Origin of the sequence: Rahnella variigena, from assembly GCF_003610915.1 — a bacterium.
In the GTDB taxonomy this organism is placed as follows: Bacteria; Pseudomonadota; Gammaproteobacteria; order Enterobacterales; family Enterobacteriaceae; genus Rahnella; species Rahnella variigena.
Genome location: NZ_NSDJ01000001.1, coordinates 323,110 through 340,711 on the forward strand (window position 1 = coordinate 323,110; position 17,602 = coordinate 340,711).

The window sequence follows — 17,602 nt, forward strand, 5'->3', positions numbered from 1 at the left end:
TCTTACTCCTCCGACTTACTCAGCGCCGCTGATGAAGTCCAGATTCTGGCCTTCTTTCAGGGTTACGTAAGCTTTTTTCCAGTCGCTACGACGACCAACACGCTGACCGTGACGTTTAACTTTGCCTTTAACCAGCAAGGTGTTCACATCTTCGACTTCGACTTCAAACAGTTTCGAAACCGCAGCTTTGATTTCCGCTTTAGTCGCGTCTTTGGCAACTTTGAGAACGATGGTGTTGTTCTTTTCCATCGCAGTAGACGCTTTTTCAGAAACGTGCGGCGCGCGCAGCACTTTCAGCAGACGTTCTTCACGAATCATGCCAGCATCTCCTCAACTTGCTTCACAGCGTCAGCAGTCATAACTACTTTGTCGAAGGCGATCAGGCTTACTGGATCGATACCTGCTACATCACGAACGTCAACCTTGTACAGGTTACGTGCGGCCAGGAACAGATTCTCGTCGACTTCGCCAGTTACAATCAGCACGTCTTCCAGAGCCATGTCTTTCAGTTTCTGTGCCAGCAGCTTAGTTTTAGGCGCTTCTACAGAGAACGTCTCGACAACGATCAAACGATCTTGACGTACCAGTTCGGACAGGATGCTTTTCAGCGCGCCGCGGTACATCTTTTTATTTACTTTTTGACTGTGGTCCTGTGGCTTTGCAGCGAAGGTTACACCACCGGAACGCCAGATCGGGCTCTTTACAGAACCTGAACGCGCACGGCCAGTACCTTTCTGACGCCAAGGTTTTTTACCGGAACCGGTTACTTCAGCACGGGTCTTCTGAGCGCGAGTACCTTGACGGGCACCTGCTGCATAAGCAACAACGACCTGGTGTACCAGCGCTTCATTGAAATCACGCCCGAAGGTAGTTTCGGAAACAGTCAGCGCGCTCTGCGCGTCTTTCACTACTAATTCCATTCCTATCTCCTCGACGTTAAGCCTTAACAGCAGGTTTAACGATCAGGTTGCCACCGGTTGCACCCGGAACAGCACCCTTGACCAGCAGCAGGTTGCGCTCAGCGTCAACACGTACTACGTCCAGGCTTTGAACGGTTACACGCTCGTTACCCAGTTGGCCTGCCATTTTCTTGCCTTTGAACACTTTGCCCGGAGTCTGGTTCTGACCGATAGAACCCGGAACACGGTGAGACAAGGAGTTACCGTGGGTCGCGTCTTGGGTACGGAAATTCCAGCGCTTAACTGTGCCAGCAAAACCTTTACCTTTAGAAGTACCGGTAACATCAACTTTCTTAACGTCTGCGAAAATTTCAACGCTAATGTTCTGACCTGCAGTGAACTCTTCACCTTCTGCAAGGCGGAATTCCCACAGACCGCGGCCAGCTTCTACGCCAGCTTTAGCGAAGTGACCCGCTTCTGGTTTGGTTACACGGTTAGCTTTTTTGCTACCAGTAGTAACTTGCACAGCGCGGTAACCGTCGTTGTCCAGGTCTTTGACCTGAGTAACGCGGTTTGCTTCAATTTCGATAACGGTTACAGGGATAGAAACGCCATCTTCAGTGAAGATACGAGTCATACCCACTTTCTTACCGACTAAACCAATCATTGTTTCAACCTCTCAATCGCTCAATGACCCTGATTAACCCAGGCTGATCTGCACGTCTACACCAGCAGCCAGATCCAGACGCATCAGAGCATCAACGGTTTTCTCGGTTGGCTCAACGATGTCAACCAGACGCTTGTGAGTGCGAATCTCATACTGATCGCGCGCATCTTTATTGACGTGCGGAGAAATCAGAATGGTAAAGCGCTCTTTGCGGGTCGGCAGCGGGATTGGACCACGAACTTGCGCACCAGTGCGCTTCGCAGTCTCAACGATTTCCGCAGTTGATTGATCGATCAGACGATGATCAAACGCTTTCAGGCGGATACGGATTCTTTGGTTCTGCATGAGACCAGAGCTCCAATTATTTTAAACGTAAATGATTACTCCTCAAACCCATTTCGATTGATGGGAGAGTGTAATCGTTCTTCACATAACCCCCATATCGGGAGTATTGTTGACCGGCAAGTAAACTCATCGGCCCACTGACTCATATTGAATCAGACTTACCAAGATTAGGTAAGCCCGCGCATTATACTTAAACACCAGCAAGAAGCAATCCAAACCACACTGAAAATGCTTTTATTTTGCGCTTTTCTCTTCTTGCTGCTGCTCAATCATCGCCTTCTTAAGCCATTCCTGTAATGGCATGTCAGGGCTCTTCTTTTCTAACGCCATGATTTGATTGTCATCACTTTCATCAACGGGGGCATCTTCCTGAGCCTCATTTTCAGTCGCTGAATAGTCCGCTGCATCCGCTGCTTCGGCAGGTAATTCATCCTCGGGCGTAGAATTGTCATCTATAGAGGCCGTTTGATTCACTGCGGGCAGCGTTCTGTTCTTATAGATGTAATGCAAAGGGGATTGCTTATAAGGAAGGTGAGACTCTTCACTGACGGCAATCCGGTGACTCTGCCAGTTAAGGTATGCCAGATGGAGATATGAACCGGCCAGCCCACCTGCGGACAGAAAAAGGCCGATAAACATCAGGCAATATAGACTTTTCCTGAGCGAGCGACGAACCGCCACCCTTACCTTTTGTTTGTTTAAGTGGCTTGTGTAAGCCGATAAATGGATATTTTGCATTTTTGACCTAGAGATCTTCTTTTGTAAGCAGTTCAGGCATGTTGCCAGTACGTTTAGCTATTTGTATGAGGGTGCCTTTACCTACCCGCCCATCAACGGCCAGATTTTCCCGTTGCTGGAATAATTTAATTTTACCGGTCAAATCGTTGTCCCATCGCCCGGTTTTACTGAATGGCAGGTTCAGGATTTTACTGAGGGTCATATCCAGCCAGGCAGTATCCGTTTCTGGGCTGGTATTGTTGATGACGCTCTTCCCGCTCGGTGTCTGTGGCAATAGCTGGGTATACTCCCCCGCCCACACGCTATCAAACCAGTTGCGCTGGACCGTCCACGTATCGCCTTTAATGAGAATATCCAGTGTCTCATCTGTCACTTTCACTACGGTCACATAGACAGTCTGCCCATCGACGTTAATCGGGTTCAGCCAGGGCATGCCTTCCTCTATTAAGGTATCGAGTATTGCTGTGCCTTTTTTGCAGGTCAGTTGCGCCCGCGCAGCTTGATCGCAAAACGCATCATCAGCAGATACATCATATCCCCATACCTGGAAGAGCTGACGCATACCGTGACGCTCATTACTGCCAACTTCACTGATTGTGCTCGCTCCCGCAGGGATTTCATGCAGCCTTTGCGAAAGGGTTACGGGCAGGGGGAGATATGGTTTTGCATAGTTGAAATAGGTCCAACCCAAAATACCGCCAAAAAGCATGTACGAGGCGATGAGCAGCGTGAGGCATTTTTTTCTGCCCGGCATCAGCCCGCGGGCTTCTATACAAACCTTCATCTGCCGGTAGGTGACTGACGGTGTTTTTTCTGCATAAGCGCTGTTAAGTGAGTCCGCGGCCAATTCATTGATCAATTGGAATCGTCCCCCCGAAGCGTTATGCAGCAGTTTGGCCACCGGTCCGTGGATTAATGCGGGTTCCGCTCCAGCTGATTGCAGTCGTTGTGACAAATAATCTGAGGTTTCGGTAAAGCTCATTGGAAGCAGATGGTAATCAGTATGTGGAAAAGGCTTCCGGCATCCTTTACCGTCGCCAGAAATCCCTTTCCGTTCTTCAACTAACAGAAACGAAATGCGGGAGGATTGCGGATAGCTTTTGAATGTTCTTAAAAACTCATAGCTTTCTGCACAGAGATTTTCGGCATTGTCTACAACGATCAACCACGGCTGAGCGGTATTTTCCGTTTGTCCAAAAAATTCTGCAATTCGCAGAGGAAGTATAGAAGTTGGCAATGTTCGCCATTTTTTTAAATGAAAACAACAGGCTAACAACTGACCGAGGCTTTCGTTATCGGCATCGTTCACTGCGGCTGCACTTAAGTTCAGGACTTTGCGCTGACTCTCTCTGGCTATTTCATGTGCCAGGCGTGTTTTCCCCACGCCTTTATTCCCACCGATAATCGCAATGCCGCCCTGATTTAACGTCTGACGAATAAAGTCCTGAGCAGCTAACAAACGTATATTATTGAAATAATTACCGTCCAGAAACGGGTGGGTAATAAGTTTAAAGTAATCACAGTACATGCCAATTTCCATAACATTTTACACATTCAATGAATGGTGTATAAATACAAGAACCCGAAAGAGGAGTCAGTCTGAAAAATCAAGACACACAACCTCATTCATATTGAACATGTATTAATGTGCATCAATGTTTTTCTGCGTATAATATAGCCTAATAAGTAACCCACTGGAATAATGAAAGTGCAAAGGAATGATCCAACACATGTATGCCATCAAGAATAAAAGGTATTGGCCAAAGATATCATTGAAGATGGCAATGTATATCGCAATTATATTCACATGCTCAATGCTTTGTTGCTCAAGCATATTCATTTTTGTGATGAGTGACGGAACAAGCAGTGGGTCGTTGCAGCCTTCTCGCACGTTCCAACCCGCAGCCAATACGCCAAATACGCTCTTCTTGAATCGTAAAAAACCTGCGCTTAAACAGGCAGTACAGTCTTCTGCCGTGAATCTTAAGTTGCCGTTAGTCCTCAAGGGGATTCTGGCAAGCAGCGACAGCAGCCGCTCGCTGGCCATCCTGCATGGTCCTTCCGGTCAGCACAGCTATCGGGAGGGCGAGAAAATTGCTGATATGGATAATGTCTACCTGCAGTCAGTCAAACCTGATGAAGTGTTAATACGCACACCTCGGGGAACGGTAACTTTATTCCTTAATGATAAATTAAGAGATAATAAACATCCTGAACCGTTAAAATCGAAGGCTAAAAGAGAACATGCAAAATACTTAATGCATTATTTAGTTGCCAACCCCATATATAAAGATGAGAAACTTGCAGGTTATAGGTTTAATCCCAGAACCGGCAGTAATATTTATCTTAGAACGGGACTCATTCCTGACGAGGTTGTCATGAAAATAAATGGACAAGCTCTCGACGACATTACCACCGCAGAAAAACACATTGAGCAACTGGAAAGTCTGAGAGATGTGCAACTTACCGTTCTGAGAGAGAATCAGCTTCAGAATATCTATATAAATTTAGCTACTATCGAAACATCGTTGGATACAGAAAGTTATGAAGAAGTTCATTAACCCCCTCTTAGTAAAGGCATGCATATTATTTGCCACTCTTCCTGGGATTGTCCACGCGGAAGAATTTACTGCGAGTTTTAAAGGCACGGATATTAAAGAGTTTATTGATACCGTCAGTAAGAATCTCAATAAAACCATCCTTATCGACCCCTCCGTGCAGGGAACTGTTTCTGTAAAAAGCTATGATGTTCTGAATGAAGAGCAATACTACCAATTCTTTCTAAGTGTGCTGGATGTCTATGGTTATGCCGTGGTTCCGATGGATAACGGGCTGCTGAAGGTCGTGCGTTCAGCGAATGCCAAGATGTCAGGCGTACCTGTCGCGGACAAAAACCGTCCCGGCAAAGGAGATGAAATTGTCACCCGTGTCGTGACGCTTCGTAATGTGCCGGTCAGGGAATTGGCCCCTTTGCTTCGCCAGATGAATGACAGCACCGGAGTCGGTAATGTCGTTCACTACGAACCGTCCAATGTCTTACTTCTGACCGGCAGGGCTTCTGTGATCAACCGGCTTGTTGATCTGGTCGAACGCGTTGACACAATGGGTGACCAGCAAAGGCAAACCATCAAACTTAAATACGCCTCTGCGCCAGAAATGGCAGAGATGATGAATAACCTGATCCGCGAAGAATCCAAAGGGCAATCGTCTTCCATATTACAAGCCAAAATCGTCGCAGATGAGAGAACCAATACCTTAATCGTCAGCGGGCCAGAAGGCGTACGCAGCCGCGCAGCAAAACTGGTCAGCCAGCTTGATAAAGACCAGTCATCCCAGGGCAACACCCGTGTTTTCTATCTGAAATATGCTAAAGCAGAAAAAATTGTTCCCGTCCTGACAGGTATCACGCAGGAGATGAAAGATGGCAAGTCGAGTCAATCAGGGGGTGGCTCTGGCAAGCCGATGAGTATCACCGCGGATGAACAAACTAACTCCATCGTCATTACTGCACAGCAGGATGTAATGCAGTCACTTGAGCAGGTCATTACCAAGCTCGATATCCGCCGTGCACAAGTGTTAGTCGAAGCCATTATTGTTGAGGTTCAGGATGGTAACGGACTCAACCTGGGTATCCAGTGGAGCAACGACAAATTTGGCGGAACACAATTTACCGGTACCGGAGCACCGATATCGACCGTTGCGGCTGGCGTACGGCAGTACAAAAAAGACGGTGTAATCAGCAGCGATAACCCCCTCAGTAGTACCCTGCAAACTTTCAACGGCATGACAGCTGGTTTCTTTAGCGGTGACTGGAATGTCTTAATGACCGCCTTATCCACCAGTAATAAAAACGACATTCTTGCCACGCCGAGCATCGTCACACTCGATAATAAAGAAGCCTCATTCAACGTCGGTCAGGAAGTCCCTTCCCTCTCCGGCTCACAGACCACATCCGGCGACAACATTTATAGCAGCGTGGTTTACAAAACCGTCGGCACGAAATTAAAGGTCACACCACAAATCAACGAAGGTGACTCAGTGCTGATGGAAATCGAACAGGAAGTGTCCAGCGTGGATACTTCTACCAACTCTTCGCTGGGCCCAACCTTCAATACCCGCACTATTTCCAACGCCGTGCTGGTTCGAACCGGGGAAACCGTCGTGCTTGGTGGTTTGCTGGATGACAGTACCAAAGAAACCAAATCGAAAGTCCCTCTGCTGGGTGACATTCCGTGGGTAGGCAATTTGTTCCGCTATACCAGTACAGAATCAGCTAAACGCAATCTTATGGTATTTATCCGGCCGACAATTATTCGTGATGATGAGGTGTATTCCTCAATTTCTAACAAGAAATATTCACATTTCCAGAAGTTGCAGAAAGCACGTCAGGATGAAGATCATCAGGATCTGCTCATACCAAATACCCGTTCTGTTTTACCGGATTACCCGGAAAAAACTGTACCTAAAACGTCCATTTCGGCTACACCAAATGACGGCAAACCTCGCAACCCGTTTAGTGGATAAGCCATGAACAGGGATATCGAATCGCCACAGGCTCCGCAAGCAGAACAGGTCAATCCTGCTCTGCCTTATAGCTATGCAAAAGAAAAAGGCATTACCCGGGTTGATAGCGTGCTTTTTTGCCGTCAGGACATTTCAGTAGAAACGCTGCTTGAAGCGCGGCGGGTCATGGGTGAAATCACAGCGATTGAAATCGTGGACGCACAACTTTTCGATGAAAAGTTATCTGCAACTTACCAGCGCAGTAGCGGAGCCTCTCAGCAAATTATTGATGATATTGATAACGAGGTCGATCTTCTGTCTTTATCTGAAGAACTGCCTGACAACGAAGACTTGCTGGCCAGTGACGAAAACTCGCCGATTATCCGCCTGATTAATGCGGTGCTGTCCGAAGCAGTAAAAGAAGGCGCTTCAGATATTCATATCGAAACCTTCGAACGCATGCTGAGTATTCGGTTCCGTATCGATGGAGTCCTGCGCCAGATCCTGCAACCGGCACGCAAACTGGCACCGTTCCTCGTATCCCGTATCAAGGTCATGGCAAAACTGGATATCGCTGAAAAACGTTTACCTCAGGACGGGCGCATTTCGCTGCGTATCGGCCACCGGGCGATTGATATTCGCGTTTCAACCATTCCTGCTCAGTATGGCGAACGTGTTGTGATGCGCCTGCTGGATAAAAACAACTTATGCCTCGATATCCCGAAACTTGGCCTGTCCCAACAGGATGAGCAACGGCTCACAGCATTAATCCATAAACCCCACGGGATCATTCTGGTCACCGGCCCGACCGGTTCCGGCAAAAGCACAACCCTGTACGCAGTGCTCTCTGCGCTGAACAATAACGAGCGGAACATTCTTACCGTAGAAGACCCGATTGAGTATGAGCTGGAAGGCGTGGGTCAGACGCAGGTTAATCCGCGTGTAGACATGACATTTGCTCTCGGGCTAAGGGCAATTTTACGCCAGGATCCGGATGTCGTTATGGTCGGTGAGGTCCGCGACAGTGAAACCGCTCAAATTGCAGTTCAGGCCTCACTGACCGGTCACCTGGTGATGTCAACGCTGCACACCAACAGCGCAGTCGGTGCCATCACTCGTTTACGTGACATGGGACTTGAACCTTTCCTCCTCGCGTCGTCACTGTTAGGCGTGGTGGCTCAGCGCCTTGTGCGGCGCCTGTGTCCGCATTGTGCTCAACCCGCGCCATTGGATATCTCCCACATTCCTTTGTTCCGCTTTTTACCTGAGCCACCGGCCGCCGTTTTTAAAGCTGTCGGATGCGCACAATGTCATTTCACAGGTTATAAAGGCCGGGCAGCGATCCACGAATGCATGGTGGTCGATAATGCTATCCGTCAGGCCATTCATGAAAATCAGGATGAGTTTTCCATTGAGAACATTCATCGCATAAAGGCCCGAAGCCTGCGGGAAAATGGTTTGCTCAAGGCTATCAGTGGCGAAACCACTCTTGAAGAAGTGATCAGGGTCACCGCGGAACAAGAGATTACGACAGGGAACTCTGTCTGATGAGCCGCTTCTCCTTTCATTCCATCGATTCGACGGGCAAGACGCAACGTGGCGTAATTGAAGCCGATACTCTCCGCCAGGCTCGCCAGATTATGCGGGAGCGAGGGTTAACGCTTGTTGAAATAAAGCAAGTCGGCAACTCGCTGACTGCCAGCAAGATGAAAAACAAAGGATTAAAAACCCGCGTCCCATCCCATGCTGTCTCATTATTTTCACGTCAGCTTGCGACATTAACCAATGCAGCCCTGCCCGTAGAAGCCGCTTTGGCCGTGATCGCCCGACAAACAGAGCACGCCGGACTCACGCAAGTACTTACAGCCATTCGTCATAAAGTAGTGGAAGGACACTCCCTTGCCGATGCTCTGGCTGATTACCCGCGCATCTTTGACCCGATGTTTAGAACGCTGGTCACCGCCGGTGAACGAACCGGACAGCTCGGTACCGTACTGGAAAAAATGGCGGATTATTATGAAATCCGGCAACAGATCAAAAGCAAACTGTCTCAGGCCATGATCTACCCGGCCATGCTCACGATCGTCGCCATCCTGGTGATCATTATTCTGCTGGTTGCCGTCGTCCCACAAATCATCGAACAGTTTGTTCATATGAAACATACGCTGCCCATCACTACCCGCATCTTAATCGGCGTGAGTGGATTCCTGGAGCGTACGTGGTGGCTGTTAGTCATTGGCATATTCGCAGCTATCACTGCCTTAAAACTGCTTCTCCGCCGTCAAAACAACCTTATGCGTTTTCATACGGCGTTGCTCAGTGTTGCGGTTTTAGGCCCCCTTATCAGGGCGATAAACAGTGCGCGCTATGCCCGCACCCTCAGCATTTTGCAATCAAGTGGTGTGCCTTTACTCGATGCAATGAAAATCTCGACTGAAGGGATAACCAACCTGCGCATCCATTACCTGCTTGTCCAGGCGGCAGAACATGTCCGACAGGGCAGTTCGCTCTTTGCCGTGCTGGAACAGACGCGCCTCTTTCCGCCCATGATGCTTTACATGATTGCTTCCGGCGAACAAAGCGGACGCCTTGGCGAACTCATGGCACACGCGGCAGACAATCAGGACAAGCTGATGCAGCACCGGCTTTCGATGGCATTAGCTCTGTTTGAACCCCTGTTAATCGTCACGATGGCGAGCATCGTCTTGTTCATCATCATGTCGATTTTACAACCCATTCTCCAGCTCAATAACCTGGTCAGCTAAAGGAATAACCCAATGTTAAATATTCAAAAACATCATTCTGCTACGCATAAAAATCAACAAGGCTTCACGCTGATGGAGCTGATGGTAGTTATCGTCATCCTTGGCGTTCTGGCTGCTCTCGTCGTCCCTAATGTCATGGGTAACAAAGAGCGGGCGGATACGCAAAAAGCCGTCAGCGATATCGTCGCTCTCGAGAACGCACTCGATATGTATAAACTGGATAATCACCGCTATCCGACAACCGAACAGACGCTTGAAGCCCTTGTCACCCTGCCCACGATTAACCCGTTGCCGGCCAATTATCGCAATGACGGATATATAAAACGTTTGCCCGCCGATCCATGGGGTAATGAATACATGCTGCTCAGCCCGGGTGAACATGGCGCTATCGATGTCTTTTCTGCCGGTCCAGACGGTGAACCTAATACGGCAGATGACATCAAGAACTGGGTTGAGAAGGATAAATAACCTTGTCTGCGGCTAAACAATCCGGCTTTACGCTACTGGAAATCCTGATGGTGCTGGCAATATTTGCCATTGCCGCTGGCGTAGTTGTCATGGTTTTACCTTCCGACAACGCCCAACTCCAGCGCGCTGAGCAGATGAAGACGATAATGGAATATGCTTCTGAACGCGCCGTGTTAGAAGGGAAGCCACTTGGGCTTTCCTTAACGGCCAGCGCCTATCAGTTCGTTATTTTGGGTAACGAGTTAAGGCTAATTCCTGAGAGCCGTGAGCCTGAGTGGGCAGAAATAGACTCTGAGCGCATGCCGCTTGGTGGTGAATTTGAGAAAGAAGAAACCCTTTCACTCAGTCCGTTGCCGCTCAACAAATCTATCGACCGGCCACCACAGATTGTTTTTATGCCCGACGGCACGCTTTCAATATTTGAACTCAGTTTCTCTTCTTCAGCATCTGGACCAGCCTGTTGCAGCATTGTTTCAGAAGGACGATTGCCTCTGATATTCAATGTGAGAAGGTCTGAAAAATAATGCGTATGCCAGTAAAACCTGACGCTAAAAGTCAGCAAGGGATGACTCTGCTTGAAGTGATCATCGCGCTCGCTATTTTCGCCACCGCCGCGCTGGCGTTACTGAACAGTATGAGTTCGCAAATGAATGCGGTAGAGCATTTCCGCACTACCCTTTTTGCCAGTTGGGTCGCCGAAAATGCTCTGGTAGAAACGCAGATCCAATCAGGAAAGAAAGAAAGGGAAACCGTCACGCTTGCAGGTCAGCAGTGGTTTGTTGAACAACAACATGCCGTTGACGCCGGAAACAAAATTCTCCTGAACCGCGCACTTGTTCTTGAGGCTGAAGGTGCTCATACACCGATCCTTTCCGTCAGCAGCTGGACACATATAGCGACAGAGAAACCATGAGTAAAAGTCGCACAACCAAACAGCAAGGCTTTACGCTGATAGAAGTCATGATTGCGATGGCAATATTTGCGATGCTGAGCCTGCTGGCCTATCAGATCCTTTCTGCATCGGTGAAAAACAGTGAAATAGCACAGGAACACACTGCACGGCTGAACGAAATTCAGACGGCATTTTCCCTGCTGGAACGCGACCTGATACAAATATTGCCAAGACAGTCCAATACAGAAGAGGCGTTCTTATCAACGACTGAGACTTCATTGCGCTTTACCACTATTGGCAGCTATGGGGCAGCGGAGCCTTTATCTGCCAGTGATTTAGCCCAGGTTGAGTGGTCAATCACCGACCACGCGTTGACTCGCAGTGTGAACCCCCAGCCTTCTCCGTCTTTATCGGATGCATCAACGCTTTCCGCCTTGACCATGCTGACCGGCGTACGCACTTTGCACTGGCGTTTTTATTCCACCGGCTGGACTGACCGCTGGAGCGAGGCCAGCACTTTCCCTGCAGCCATCGAACTCGTTGTCACTCTGGAAGACATGGGCGAAATACGCCGGCTCTTCCTCCTGCCAGCTGCACCCGGGAGCATAGTGGCTGAAGCTACGGGCAAAGCACCTGTGCCGGCAGATTCTGTGTCCGCACCGCAGGTTCCAATGAGTGGAGAGAGCATCATCAATGAATAAACAACAAGGCGTCGCACTGCTGATCGTATTAATGATCCTGGCCATCATGGCGGCATTAGCCACGAAAATGACGTTGCAATTTCAGGTCAGCCAGCAGCGTCAAAGCTGGTTGCTCAACCAGCAGCAATTACGCTGGCTAACCTTTGCTGCGGAGGAAATAGCATTGCCGCGCCTTCGGAAAGAGCTAACTGAGAACACGTATAACAATAACCTTGATCAGTTTGCCATGCAGGAAGGCGTTTTTAACGGGCGAGACGGTTTCTCCGTAAGCTACATTGTCGCGGATGGCCAAAACTGCTTTAACCTTAACAGCCTGCGTAATAACGAACCTGGAAAAACACAGGAAGATGAACCTTATAATACGCAGATACTGAAGCAGCTACTGCTCAACGCGCAGGCAACCTCCGTGCAAACTGAAAGGTTCACTGACACTCTCAGCGATTATCTTGATACCGATAACGACATCCGCGCCGCCGGAGCCGAATCCGACTATTACGAGTCACTGACACCGCCAAGTGCCGCGGCTAACCAACGTCTTTTTTCCCTAAATGAACTGGCATTGCTGCCAGACCTGCCTCTTACACCGTTGAAGCAAATACGAAATCAGCTTTGCACTCTCCCGGAAGAGTTCCAGCAAATTAATGTGAATACGCTGACCCTGGAACAGACACCCCTTCTGAGCGCCTTATTCCTCGGGGGCATTAACGATGATGATGCAACGAAACTCATCGCTGCGCGCCCGCGCAGAGGCTGGATTTCAGTTGATGCTTTTCTGAAAGAGGTCAAAAAACAAAAGCTGACTCTGGAAGTACAAAGCGGGGAACTGAAACCGCTACTGACAGTTCGCAGCCAGTACTTCGTTCTCTATACGCAAGGCAAGTTCGAAGAACAGCAAAACACCATGAGCAGTTATGTGCAGTTCAATCCAAAGGATTCAAAAATCCAAATTTATCAGCGACGCTATCGGGTAATTGAGTAAATGGAATACCTTCAACCGGCCAACAGGCTGTTTATCAGTGCTGGCAGCACGCCAGAGCATTCACTCCACTGGTTCACGGAGTTGGCAGAAAATGATGAGGACATTCATCTGTTGCCGGAAGTTGAGCATTTATCAGAACTTGCCACACAGCCGTCAGCACAGAATGTCTGTCTGCTCATTCCTGCCAGTGAAGTTGTTTTTCGACAGGTCACATTGCCGCCGCGCGCGGGTAAAAATACCCGCCAGATGATTGCCTGGCTGACGGAGGAAAGTATCGCCAGCGATGTCGATACGTTGCACTGGGTTGAGCTTTTTCGTGAGGAGCAGACTCTGTTTGTGGCGGGTGTTGAAGCTGAATTCCTGAGAAGTTGGCTACAGATAATGAGTGATGCCAGTCTGAAGGTAAGGGATGTCTATATTGATGCTTTGCTGTTACCTCTGCCTGAAAAAGGCTGGTCGGCAGCCCGTATTGATCATCAGTGGCTGCTACGGCAGTCAGACTATTCGGGATGTCTGGCAGAACAGGTTTTACTCGATACACTGCTGGACATCGCAAAGCCAGAGTCAGTGCATTATCACGGGTTTGAACAGGATATCCCTGCTGACTGGATTCGCGCTGACCAGCCCATTCATCCTCTGATCATGATGAAAAATAACTGCCCGTCTGCCGTGAATTTACTTCAGGGCGAATTCGCCGTGCGCGAAGAAGAACCTGCATGGGGCCGTCATTTACAGCGGATAGCAACAGGTATGGCGATATTCACACTGGTGTTGATTATCGGTACTAAATTGTTCACCTGGTGGCAAGTTTCACAGCAAGAATCATTATTGAAAAACGAGATGCTGGCACTTCATCAGACCTGGTTTCCGCAGGACAAGCACACCCGCAATCTTAAGTTCTATTTCGAACAAAATATGAAAAAAGCACCCACGGCTTTTCTTCCTGCACTGGCAAAATTAACCGTGTACCAGGGTAAGATCCCACAAATTGCCATCGATAAACTGGCTTTCCAGCAGGAAACGAAATTGCTCACGTTGCAGATTACAACCGATGATCGCGCGGCAATTGATGATTTCGTCGAACTGACTGCCAGTGATTTTCACTTTGCCATTTCTAATTTAGCCACGTCATCAGCGGGCATCACCGCCACTCTCATTCAGCGGAGTAAATCATGAAACAGTGGCTGATGATGAAAAGTGAAAGTGAAAGGCGACTGATACTGATTGCCGTTTTTTTGCTGGCGGTGGCTTTTGTCTGGTATGGCATTTTAACGCCGCTCAACAATCAGATTGCCCAATCACGGATCCAGATCAATACCCAACGTCACCAGCTGGAATGGATGCTTCAGCAAACTCAGCGGCTCGGGGCACCTTCCGGACTGCGGGTTAAGACAGAAAAGCTGACGGATGCTATTAACACCTCAGCGGCGGGTTTATCCCTGCAACTTCCTAAGACTACTCAGAATGAACGGGGAGTCACCCTAAGCTTTGAACAGGTCCCTTACGCCACCCTTTTACGCTGGCTTGAAATCCTCAATAAGGAATACGGTATTCAGGTCGTGGCCATCTCAATAGTGACAGGTACCGGCCCCACCGGAAGCGTCAGTGTTCCACTACTCACACTGCGTTAACGGGCAGATGTAACAACAAGAGAGATGTTTCGTATGGACGGAGGATGGCTGCAATTGACTTTTATCACCTCATTACCCGGCGGGTTTTATCACACCTGTGTCGCTGTTTTGGGATTGCTGCTGGGCAGCTTTCTTAACGTCGTCGTTTATCGCTTGCCGCTGATGATTCACAACGAGGGTCAACTGACCGGACATGGCTTTAATCTGAGCCTTCCGGCATCACACTGCCCGGCCTGTAAACATCCGCTAAAATACTGGCAGAACATACCGGTTCTGAGCTGGTTGTTGTTACGAGGAAAATGCCATTATTGCGCAGCCTCGATCTCGAAAAGGTATCCTCTGACAGAAGCCGGTTGTGCTGCCATGTTCCTTGGCCTCTCGTTTCTGTTTACCACGCCCCTGAGTTTACTGAGTGCTTTACTGTTATTTTGGTTTCTTCTGGCGCTTAGCCTGATTGACCTGGCCACTTACCTGCTTCCGGATCGGCTTACACTGCCACTGCTCTGGGCCGGATTACTTGTTCATTCCATTTCCGGAGAAGTGACTCTTCAGGATGCATTATATGGTGCAGCCGCAGGTTATCTGGCGTTGTGGCTTTTGTACTGGGGAGTCAAAATCGTCAGTGGAAAAGAAGGAATGGGGTACGGCGATTTTAAATTGCTGGCGGCCCTGGGTGCCTGGGTGGGCTGGCAGATGTTACCCTATTTATGCATTCTGGCTGCGCTGGCGGGGATTGTCTTCGTATTGATACGGATGGGCGTTTATAAAATGTCAGAGCAAATCCCTTTCGGCCCTTGTCTGGCAATGGCCGGCGCGCTGATTTACATCAGCCAGGAAAGCAACATAGTCTGGCTGATGTTTAGTTAAGACACCGGAGTTTATTGGGATTCTTCTTTCAACTGAGACTGAATGTAATTCTGGATGCCGATACGCCCGATTAATTCCAGTTCGGTTTCCAGCCAGTCAATGTGATGTTCTTCATCCGCCAGAATAGTAATCATTAAATCGCGGCTGACATAATCATGAACCGAGTCTGCGTAAGCAATGCCTTCGCGTAAGTCCTTCGCCCCTTCGAGTTCCAGCAGCAAATCAGACTTCAGCATTTCCTCAACATCTTCACCAATATTGAGTTTGCCGAGATCCTGCAAATTTGGGAGGCCTTCAAGGAATAGGATCCGCTCAATGTAGATATCGGCATGCTTCATTTCATCAATGGATTCATGATATTCGATACCGTTGAGCCGCATCAGTCCCCAGTTTTTAAACATACGGGCATGCAAAAAGTACTGATTGATAGCAACCAGTTCATTTCCAAGAAGTTTATTGAGGTGTGCAATGACTTTTTTATCGCCTTTCATAGGTAACTCCTCCGTTCCGGTATCTAAAGCGTAGATCCGGTTCAGAGTAAGTCAAAAAAAAGGCACACTTTTTAACTAAGTATTTTTAAGCGATGTTTTTGTATTCAGGAATTTGCTGTAATTCATCTTCCATTATCTGTCGTGCCATGCGAACACATTTGCCACATTGCGTTCCTACCGGAACAAAATTCCTCAGCTGTTGGAACGTTTGCGGCTGGTAACGCCTGACAGCCTGTCTGATCGTTTTATCACTGACTGAATTGCACAAACACACGTACATATAAACCACACTTCGCATAAATCTTGAACTAACTGTAAATGAGAATGGTTATTATTGCAAATGTAGTTTGCTCTCTTTGGTATGCAAATTTAGGCAATAAAAAAGGGTGCCGAAGCACCCTTTTTTTGCTCTTAATTATCAGCGATTAAGCGATAACTTTAGCAACAACACCAGCGCCTACAGTACGGCCGCCTTCACGGATTGCGAAACGCAGACCGTCATCCATCGCGATTGGGTGGATCAGGGTAACAACCATGTTCACGTTGTCACCAGGCATTACCATCTCAACGCCTTCTGGCAGTTCGATAGTACCGGTCACGTCAGTTGTACGGAAGTAGAACTGTGGACGGTAGCCTTTGAAGAATGGAGTATGACGACCACCTTCATCTTTGCTCAGGATGTACACTTCAGAATCAAACTTGGTGTGTGGTTTGATTGAACCTGGTTTAGCCAGAACCTGACCACGTTCGATGTCTTCACGTTTGATACCACGCAGCAGAACACCAACGTTCTCACCAGCACGGCCTTCGTCCAGCAGTTTGCGGAACATTTCAACGCCAGTACAAGTAGACTTAACAGTGTCCTTGATACCTACGATTTCAACTTCTTCGCCAACTTTAACGATACCGCGCTCTACACGACCGGTAACAACTGTACCACGACCGGAGATGGAGAATACGTCTTCGATTGGCAGCAGGAATGGCTTATCGATAGCACGCTCTGGCAATGGAATGTAGCTGTCCAGTGCTTCTGCCAGTTCGATGATTTTCGCTTCCCAAGTTGCATCGCCTTCCAGTGCTTTCAGCGCTGAACCTTTGATGACCGGGATGTCGTCGCCTGGGAATTCGTAAGCAGACAGAAGTTCACGAACTTCCATTTCTACCAGTTCCAGCAGCTCTTCATCATCAACCATGTCGCATTTGTTCATGAACACGATCATGTATGGAACGCCAACCTGGCGACCCAGCAGGATGTGCTCACGAGTCTGAGGCATAGGGCCGTCAGTTGCAGCAACAACCAAGATAGCGCCGTCCATCTGAGCAGCACCGGTGATCATGTTTTTCACGTAGTCGGCGTGCCCTGGGCAGTCAACGTGCGCGTAGTGACGAGTCGGGGTGTCATATTCAACGTGGGAAGTGTTGATGGTGATACCACGAGCTTTTTCTTCTGGTGCGTTATCGATCTGGTCGAATGCGCGTGCAGAACCGCCGTAGGTTTTAGCCAGAACGGTAGTGATTGCTGCAGTCAGGGTAGTTTTACCGTGGTCGACGTGGCCGATAGTACCAACGTTGACGTGCGGTTTGTTACGTTCAAATTTTTCTTTAGACACGGCTATATTCCTTACTCTTGTGCTCTCCCTTCATAGAGAGAGCACG

Annotated in this window: 21 protein-coding genes; 12 read left to right on the top strand and 9 right to left on the bottom strand. The window is 48.6% G+C overall.

Annotated elements, in window-relative coordinates; translation table 11 throughout:
* Positions 1-15: 15 nt before the first annotated feature.
* The 6 genes from rplW to CKQ54_RS01625 form a co-directional block, all read right to left on the bottom strand.
* Positions 16-318 carry a 50S ribosomal protein L23 gene (gene rplW, locus CKQ54_RS01600; protein ID WP_013573689.1) on the bottom strand — a complete coding sequence of 101 codons (303 nt, stop codon included), beginning with the start codon at positions 316-318 and terminating at the stop codon, positions 16-18.
* Complete coding sequence (gene rplD / locus CKQ54_RS01605; RefSeq protein WP_013573688.1) at positions 315-920, bottom strand: 50S ribosomal protein L4; 606 nt, start codon at positions 918-920, stop codon at positions 315-317. Before rplD ends, rplW begins: the two co-directional genes overlap by 4 nt.
* Before the next feature lie 16 nt (positions 921-936).
* Positions 937-1,566, bottom strand: coding sequence for a 50S ribosomal protein L3 (rplC, locus tag CKQ54_RS01610; protein ID WP_013573687.1), 630 nt, complete (start codon positions 1,564-1,566; stop codon positions 937-939).
* A 33-nt stretch (positions 1,567-1,599) separates the two neighbouring features.
* Positions 1,600-1,911, bottom strand: coding sequence for a 30S ribosomal protein S10 (rpsJ, locus tag CKQ54_RS01615; protein ID WP_009639175.1), 312 nt, complete (start codon positions 1,909-1,911; stop codon positions 1,600-1,602).
* Positions 1,912-2,145: 234 nt separating this feature from the next.
* Positions 2,146-2,649, bottom strand: a complete 504-nt coding sequence (locus tag CKQ54_RS01620; RefSeq protein WP_120163965.1) for a hypothetical protein — start codon at positions 2,647-2,649, stop codon at positions 2,146-2,148.
* Between the two features lie 7 nt (positions 2,650-2,656).
* Positions 2,657-4,189: an ExeA family protein gene (locus CKQ54_RS01625; protein ID WP_244220159.1), complete on the bottom strand. Its 1,533-nt coding sequence runs from the start codon at positions 4,187-4,189 to the stop codon at positions 2,657-2,659.
* Positions 4,190-4,379: 190 nt separating this feature from the next.
* On the opposite strand from CKQ54_RS01625, the gene gspC reads away from it, so the two are divergent.
* Genes gspC through CKQ54_RS01685 form a run of 12 tightly spaced genes read left to right on the top strand, consistent with a single transcriptional unit; the run spans position 4,380 to position 15,455 of the window.
* Entirely contained in the window at positions 4,380-5,210 is an 831-nt protein-coding gene (gene gspC / locus CKQ54_RS01630) for a type II secretion system protein GspC (protein ID WP_120163967.1), read from the top strand.
* Positions 5,194-7,173: a type II secretion system secretin GspD gene (gspD, locus tag CKQ54_RS01635; protein WP_112288133.1), complete on the top strand. Its 1,980-nt coding sequence runs from the start codon at positions 5,194-5,196 to the stop codon at positions 7,171-7,173. Before gspC ends, gspD begins: the two co-directional genes overlap by 17 nt.
* A gap of 3 nt (positions 7,174-7,176) precedes the next feature.
* Positions 7,177-8,700 (top strand): type II secretion system ATPase GspE, encoded by a 1,524-nt coding sequence (gene gspE, locus CKQ54_RS01640; RefSeq protein ID WP_113878297.1) that lies wholly within the window; start codon positions 7,177-7,179, stop codon positions 8,698-8,700.
* Positions 8,700-9,917 carry a type II secretion system inner membrane protein GspF gene (gspF, locus tag CKQ54_RS01645; RefSeq protein WP_120163968.1) on the top strand — a complete coding sequence of 406 codons (1,218 nt, stop codon included), beginning with the start codon at positions 8,700-8,702 and terminating at the stop codon, positions 9,915-9,917. The genes gspE and gspF overlap by 1 nt, the downstream gene beginning before the upstream one ends.
* A gap of 12 nt (positions 9,918-9,929) precedes the next feature.
* A complete protein-coding gene (gene gspG / locus CKQ54_RS01650; protein WP_112288130.1) occupies positions 9,930-10,385 on the top strand; it encodes a type II secretion system major pseudopilin GspG in 456 nt (151 codons plus the stop codon).
* Between the two features lie 2 nt (positions 10,386-10,387).
* Positions 10,388-10,909: a type II secretion system minor pseudopilin GspH gene (gene gspH / locus CKQ54_RS01655; protein WP_112288129.1), complete on the top strand. Its 522-nt coding sequence runs from the start codon at positions 10,388-10,390 to the stop codon at positions 10,907-10,909.
* Complete coding sequence (gene gspI / locus CKQ54_RS01660) at positions 10,909-11,298, top strand: type II secretion system minor pseudopilin GspI (protein ID WP_113878301.1); 390 nt, start codon at positions 10,909-10,911, stop codon at positions 11,296-11,298. Before gspH ends, gspI begins: the two co-directional genes overlap by 1 nt.
* Complete coding sequence (gene gspJ, locus CKQ54_RS01665) at positions 11,295-11,978, top strand: type II secretion system minor pseudopilin GspJ (RefSeq protein WP_120163969.1); 684 nt, start codon at positions 11,295-11,297, stop codon at positions 11,976-11,978. The genes gspI and gspJ overlap by 4 nt, the downstream gene beginning before the upstream one ends.
* The gene (gene gspK / locus CKQ54_RS01670; RefSeq protein ID WP_120163970.1) at positions 11,971-12,957 is read left to right on the top strand and encodes a type II secretion system minor pseudopilin GspK; all 987 of its coding nucleotides are present in this window, start codon (positions 11,971-11,973) and stop codon (positions 12,955-12,957) included. The genes gspJ and gspK overlap by 8 nt, the downstream gene beginning before the upstream one ends.
* Positions 12,958-14,133 carry a type II secretion system protein GspL gene (gene gspL / locus CKQ54_RS01675; RefSeq protein ID WP_120163971.1) on the top strand — a complete coding sequence of 392 codons (1,176 nt, stop codon included), beginning with the start codon at positions 12,958-12,960 and terminating at the stop codon, positions 14,131-14,133.
* The gene (gene gspM, locus CKQ54_RS01680; RefSeq protein ID WP_120163972.1) at positions 14,130-14,588 is read left to right on the top strand and encodes a type II secretion system protein GspM; all 459 of its coding nucleotides are present in this window, start codon (positions 14,130-14,132) and stop codon (positions 14,586-14,588) included. Before gspL ends, gspM begins: the two co-directional genes overlap by 4 nt.
* 33 nt (positions 14,589-14,621) lie before the next feature.
* Positions 14,622-15,455: a prepilin peptidase gene (locus CKQ54_RS01685; protein ID WP_120163973.1), complete on the top strand. Its 834-nt coding sequence runs from the start codon at positions 14,622-14,624 to the stop codon at positions 15,453-15,455.
* A gap of 11 nt (positions 15,456-15,466) precedes the next feature.
* On the opposite strand, the gene bfr is transcribed toward CKQ54_RS01685, so the two are convergent.
* The 3 genes from bfr to tuf form a co-directional block, all read right to left on the bottom strand.
* A complete protein-coding gene (bfr, locus tag CKQ54_RS01690) occupies positions 15,467-15,946 on the bottom strand; it encodes a bacterioferritin (protein ID WP_014333589.1) in 480 nt (159 codons plus the stop codon).
* Positions 15,947-16,031: 85 nt separating this feature from the next.
* Positions 16,032-16,226 (bottom strand): bacterioferritin-associated ferredoxin, encoded by a 195-nt coding sequence (bfd, locus tag CKQ54_RS01695; RefSeq protein ID WP_112288122.1) that lies wholly within the window; start codon positions 16,224-16,226, stop codon positions 16,032-16,034.
* Positions 16,227-16,371: 145 nt separating this feature from the next.
* Positions 16,372-17,556 (bottom strand): elongation factor Tu, encoded by a 1,185-nt coding sequence (gene tuf / locus CKQ54_RS01700; protein WP_013573670.1) that lies wholly within the window; start codon positions 17,554-17,556, stop codon positions 16,372-16,374.
* Positions 17,557-17,602: the final 46 nt, after the last annotated feature.

Coding starts and splice junctions, on each gene's coding strand:
- gspM (WP_120163972.1), top strand. CDS start 14,130: ATGAAACAGTGGCTGATGATGAAAAGTGAAAGTGAAAGGCGACTGATA.
- gspD (WP_112288133.1), top strand. CDS start 5,194: ATGAAGAAGTTCATTAACCCCCTCTTAGTAAAGGCATGCATATTATTT.
- gspK (WP_120163970.1), top strand. CDS start 11,971: ATGAATAAACAACAAGGCGTCGCACTGCTGATCGTATTAATGATCCTG.
- bfd (WP_112288122.1), bottom strand. CDS start 16,226: ATGTACGTGTGTTTGTGCAATTCAGTCAGTGATAAAACGATCAGACAG.
- gspJ (WP_120163969.1), top strand. CDS start 11,295: ATGAGTAAAAGTCGCACAACCAAACAGCAAGGCTTTACGCTGATAGAA.
- CKQ54_RS01625 (WP_244220159.1), bottom strand. CDS start 4,189: ATGGAAATTGGCATGTACTGTGATTACTTTAAACTTATTACCCACCCG.
- gspG (WP_112288130.1), top strand. CDS start 9,930: ATGTTAAATATTCAAAAACATCATTCTGCTACGCATAAAAATCAACAA.
- rplD (WP_013573688.1), bottom strand. CDS start 920: ATGGAATTAGTAGTGAAAGACGCGCAGAGCGCGCTGACTGTTTCCGAA.
- bfr (WP_014333589.1), bottom strand. CDS start 15,946: ATGAAAGGCGATAAAAAAGTCATTGCACACCTCAATAAACTTCTTGGA.
- rplC (WP_013573687.1), bottom strand. CDS start 1,566: ATGATTGGTTTAGTCGGTAAGAAAGTGGGTATGACTCGTATCTTCACT.
- gspI (WP_113878301.1), top strand. CDS start 10,909: ATGCGTATGCCAGTAAAACCTGACGCTAAAAGTCAGCAAGGGATGACT.
- gspC (WP_120163967.1), top strand. CDS start 4,380: ATGTATGCCATCAAGAATAAAAGGTATTGGCCAAAGATATCATTGAAG.
- CKQ54_RS01620 (WP_120163965.1), bottom strand. CDS start 2,649: ATGCAAAATATCCATTTATCGGCTTACACAAGCCACTTAAACAAACAA.
- rplW (WP_013573689.1), bottom strand. CDS start 318: ATGATTCGTGAAGAACGTCTGCTGAAAGTGCTGCGCGCGCCGCACGTT.
- rpsJ (WP_009639175.1), bottom strand. CDS start 1,911: ATGCAGAACCAAAGAATCCGTATCCGCCTGAAAGCGTTTGATCATCGT.
- gspE (WP_113878297.1), top strand. CDS start 7,177: ATGAACAGGGATATCGAATCGCCACAGGCTCCGCAAGCAGAACAGGTC.
- CKQ54_RS01685 (WP_120163973.1), top strand. CDS start 14,622: ATGGACGGAGGATGGCTGCAATTGACTTTTATCACCTCATTACCCGGC.
- gspF (WP_120163968.1), top strand. CDS start 8,700: ATGAGCCGCTTCTCCTTTCATTCCATCGATTCGACGGGCAAGACGCAA.
- gspL (WP_120163971.1), top strand. CDS start 12,958: ATGGAATACCTTCAACCGGCCAACAGGCTGTTTATCAGTGCTGGCAGC.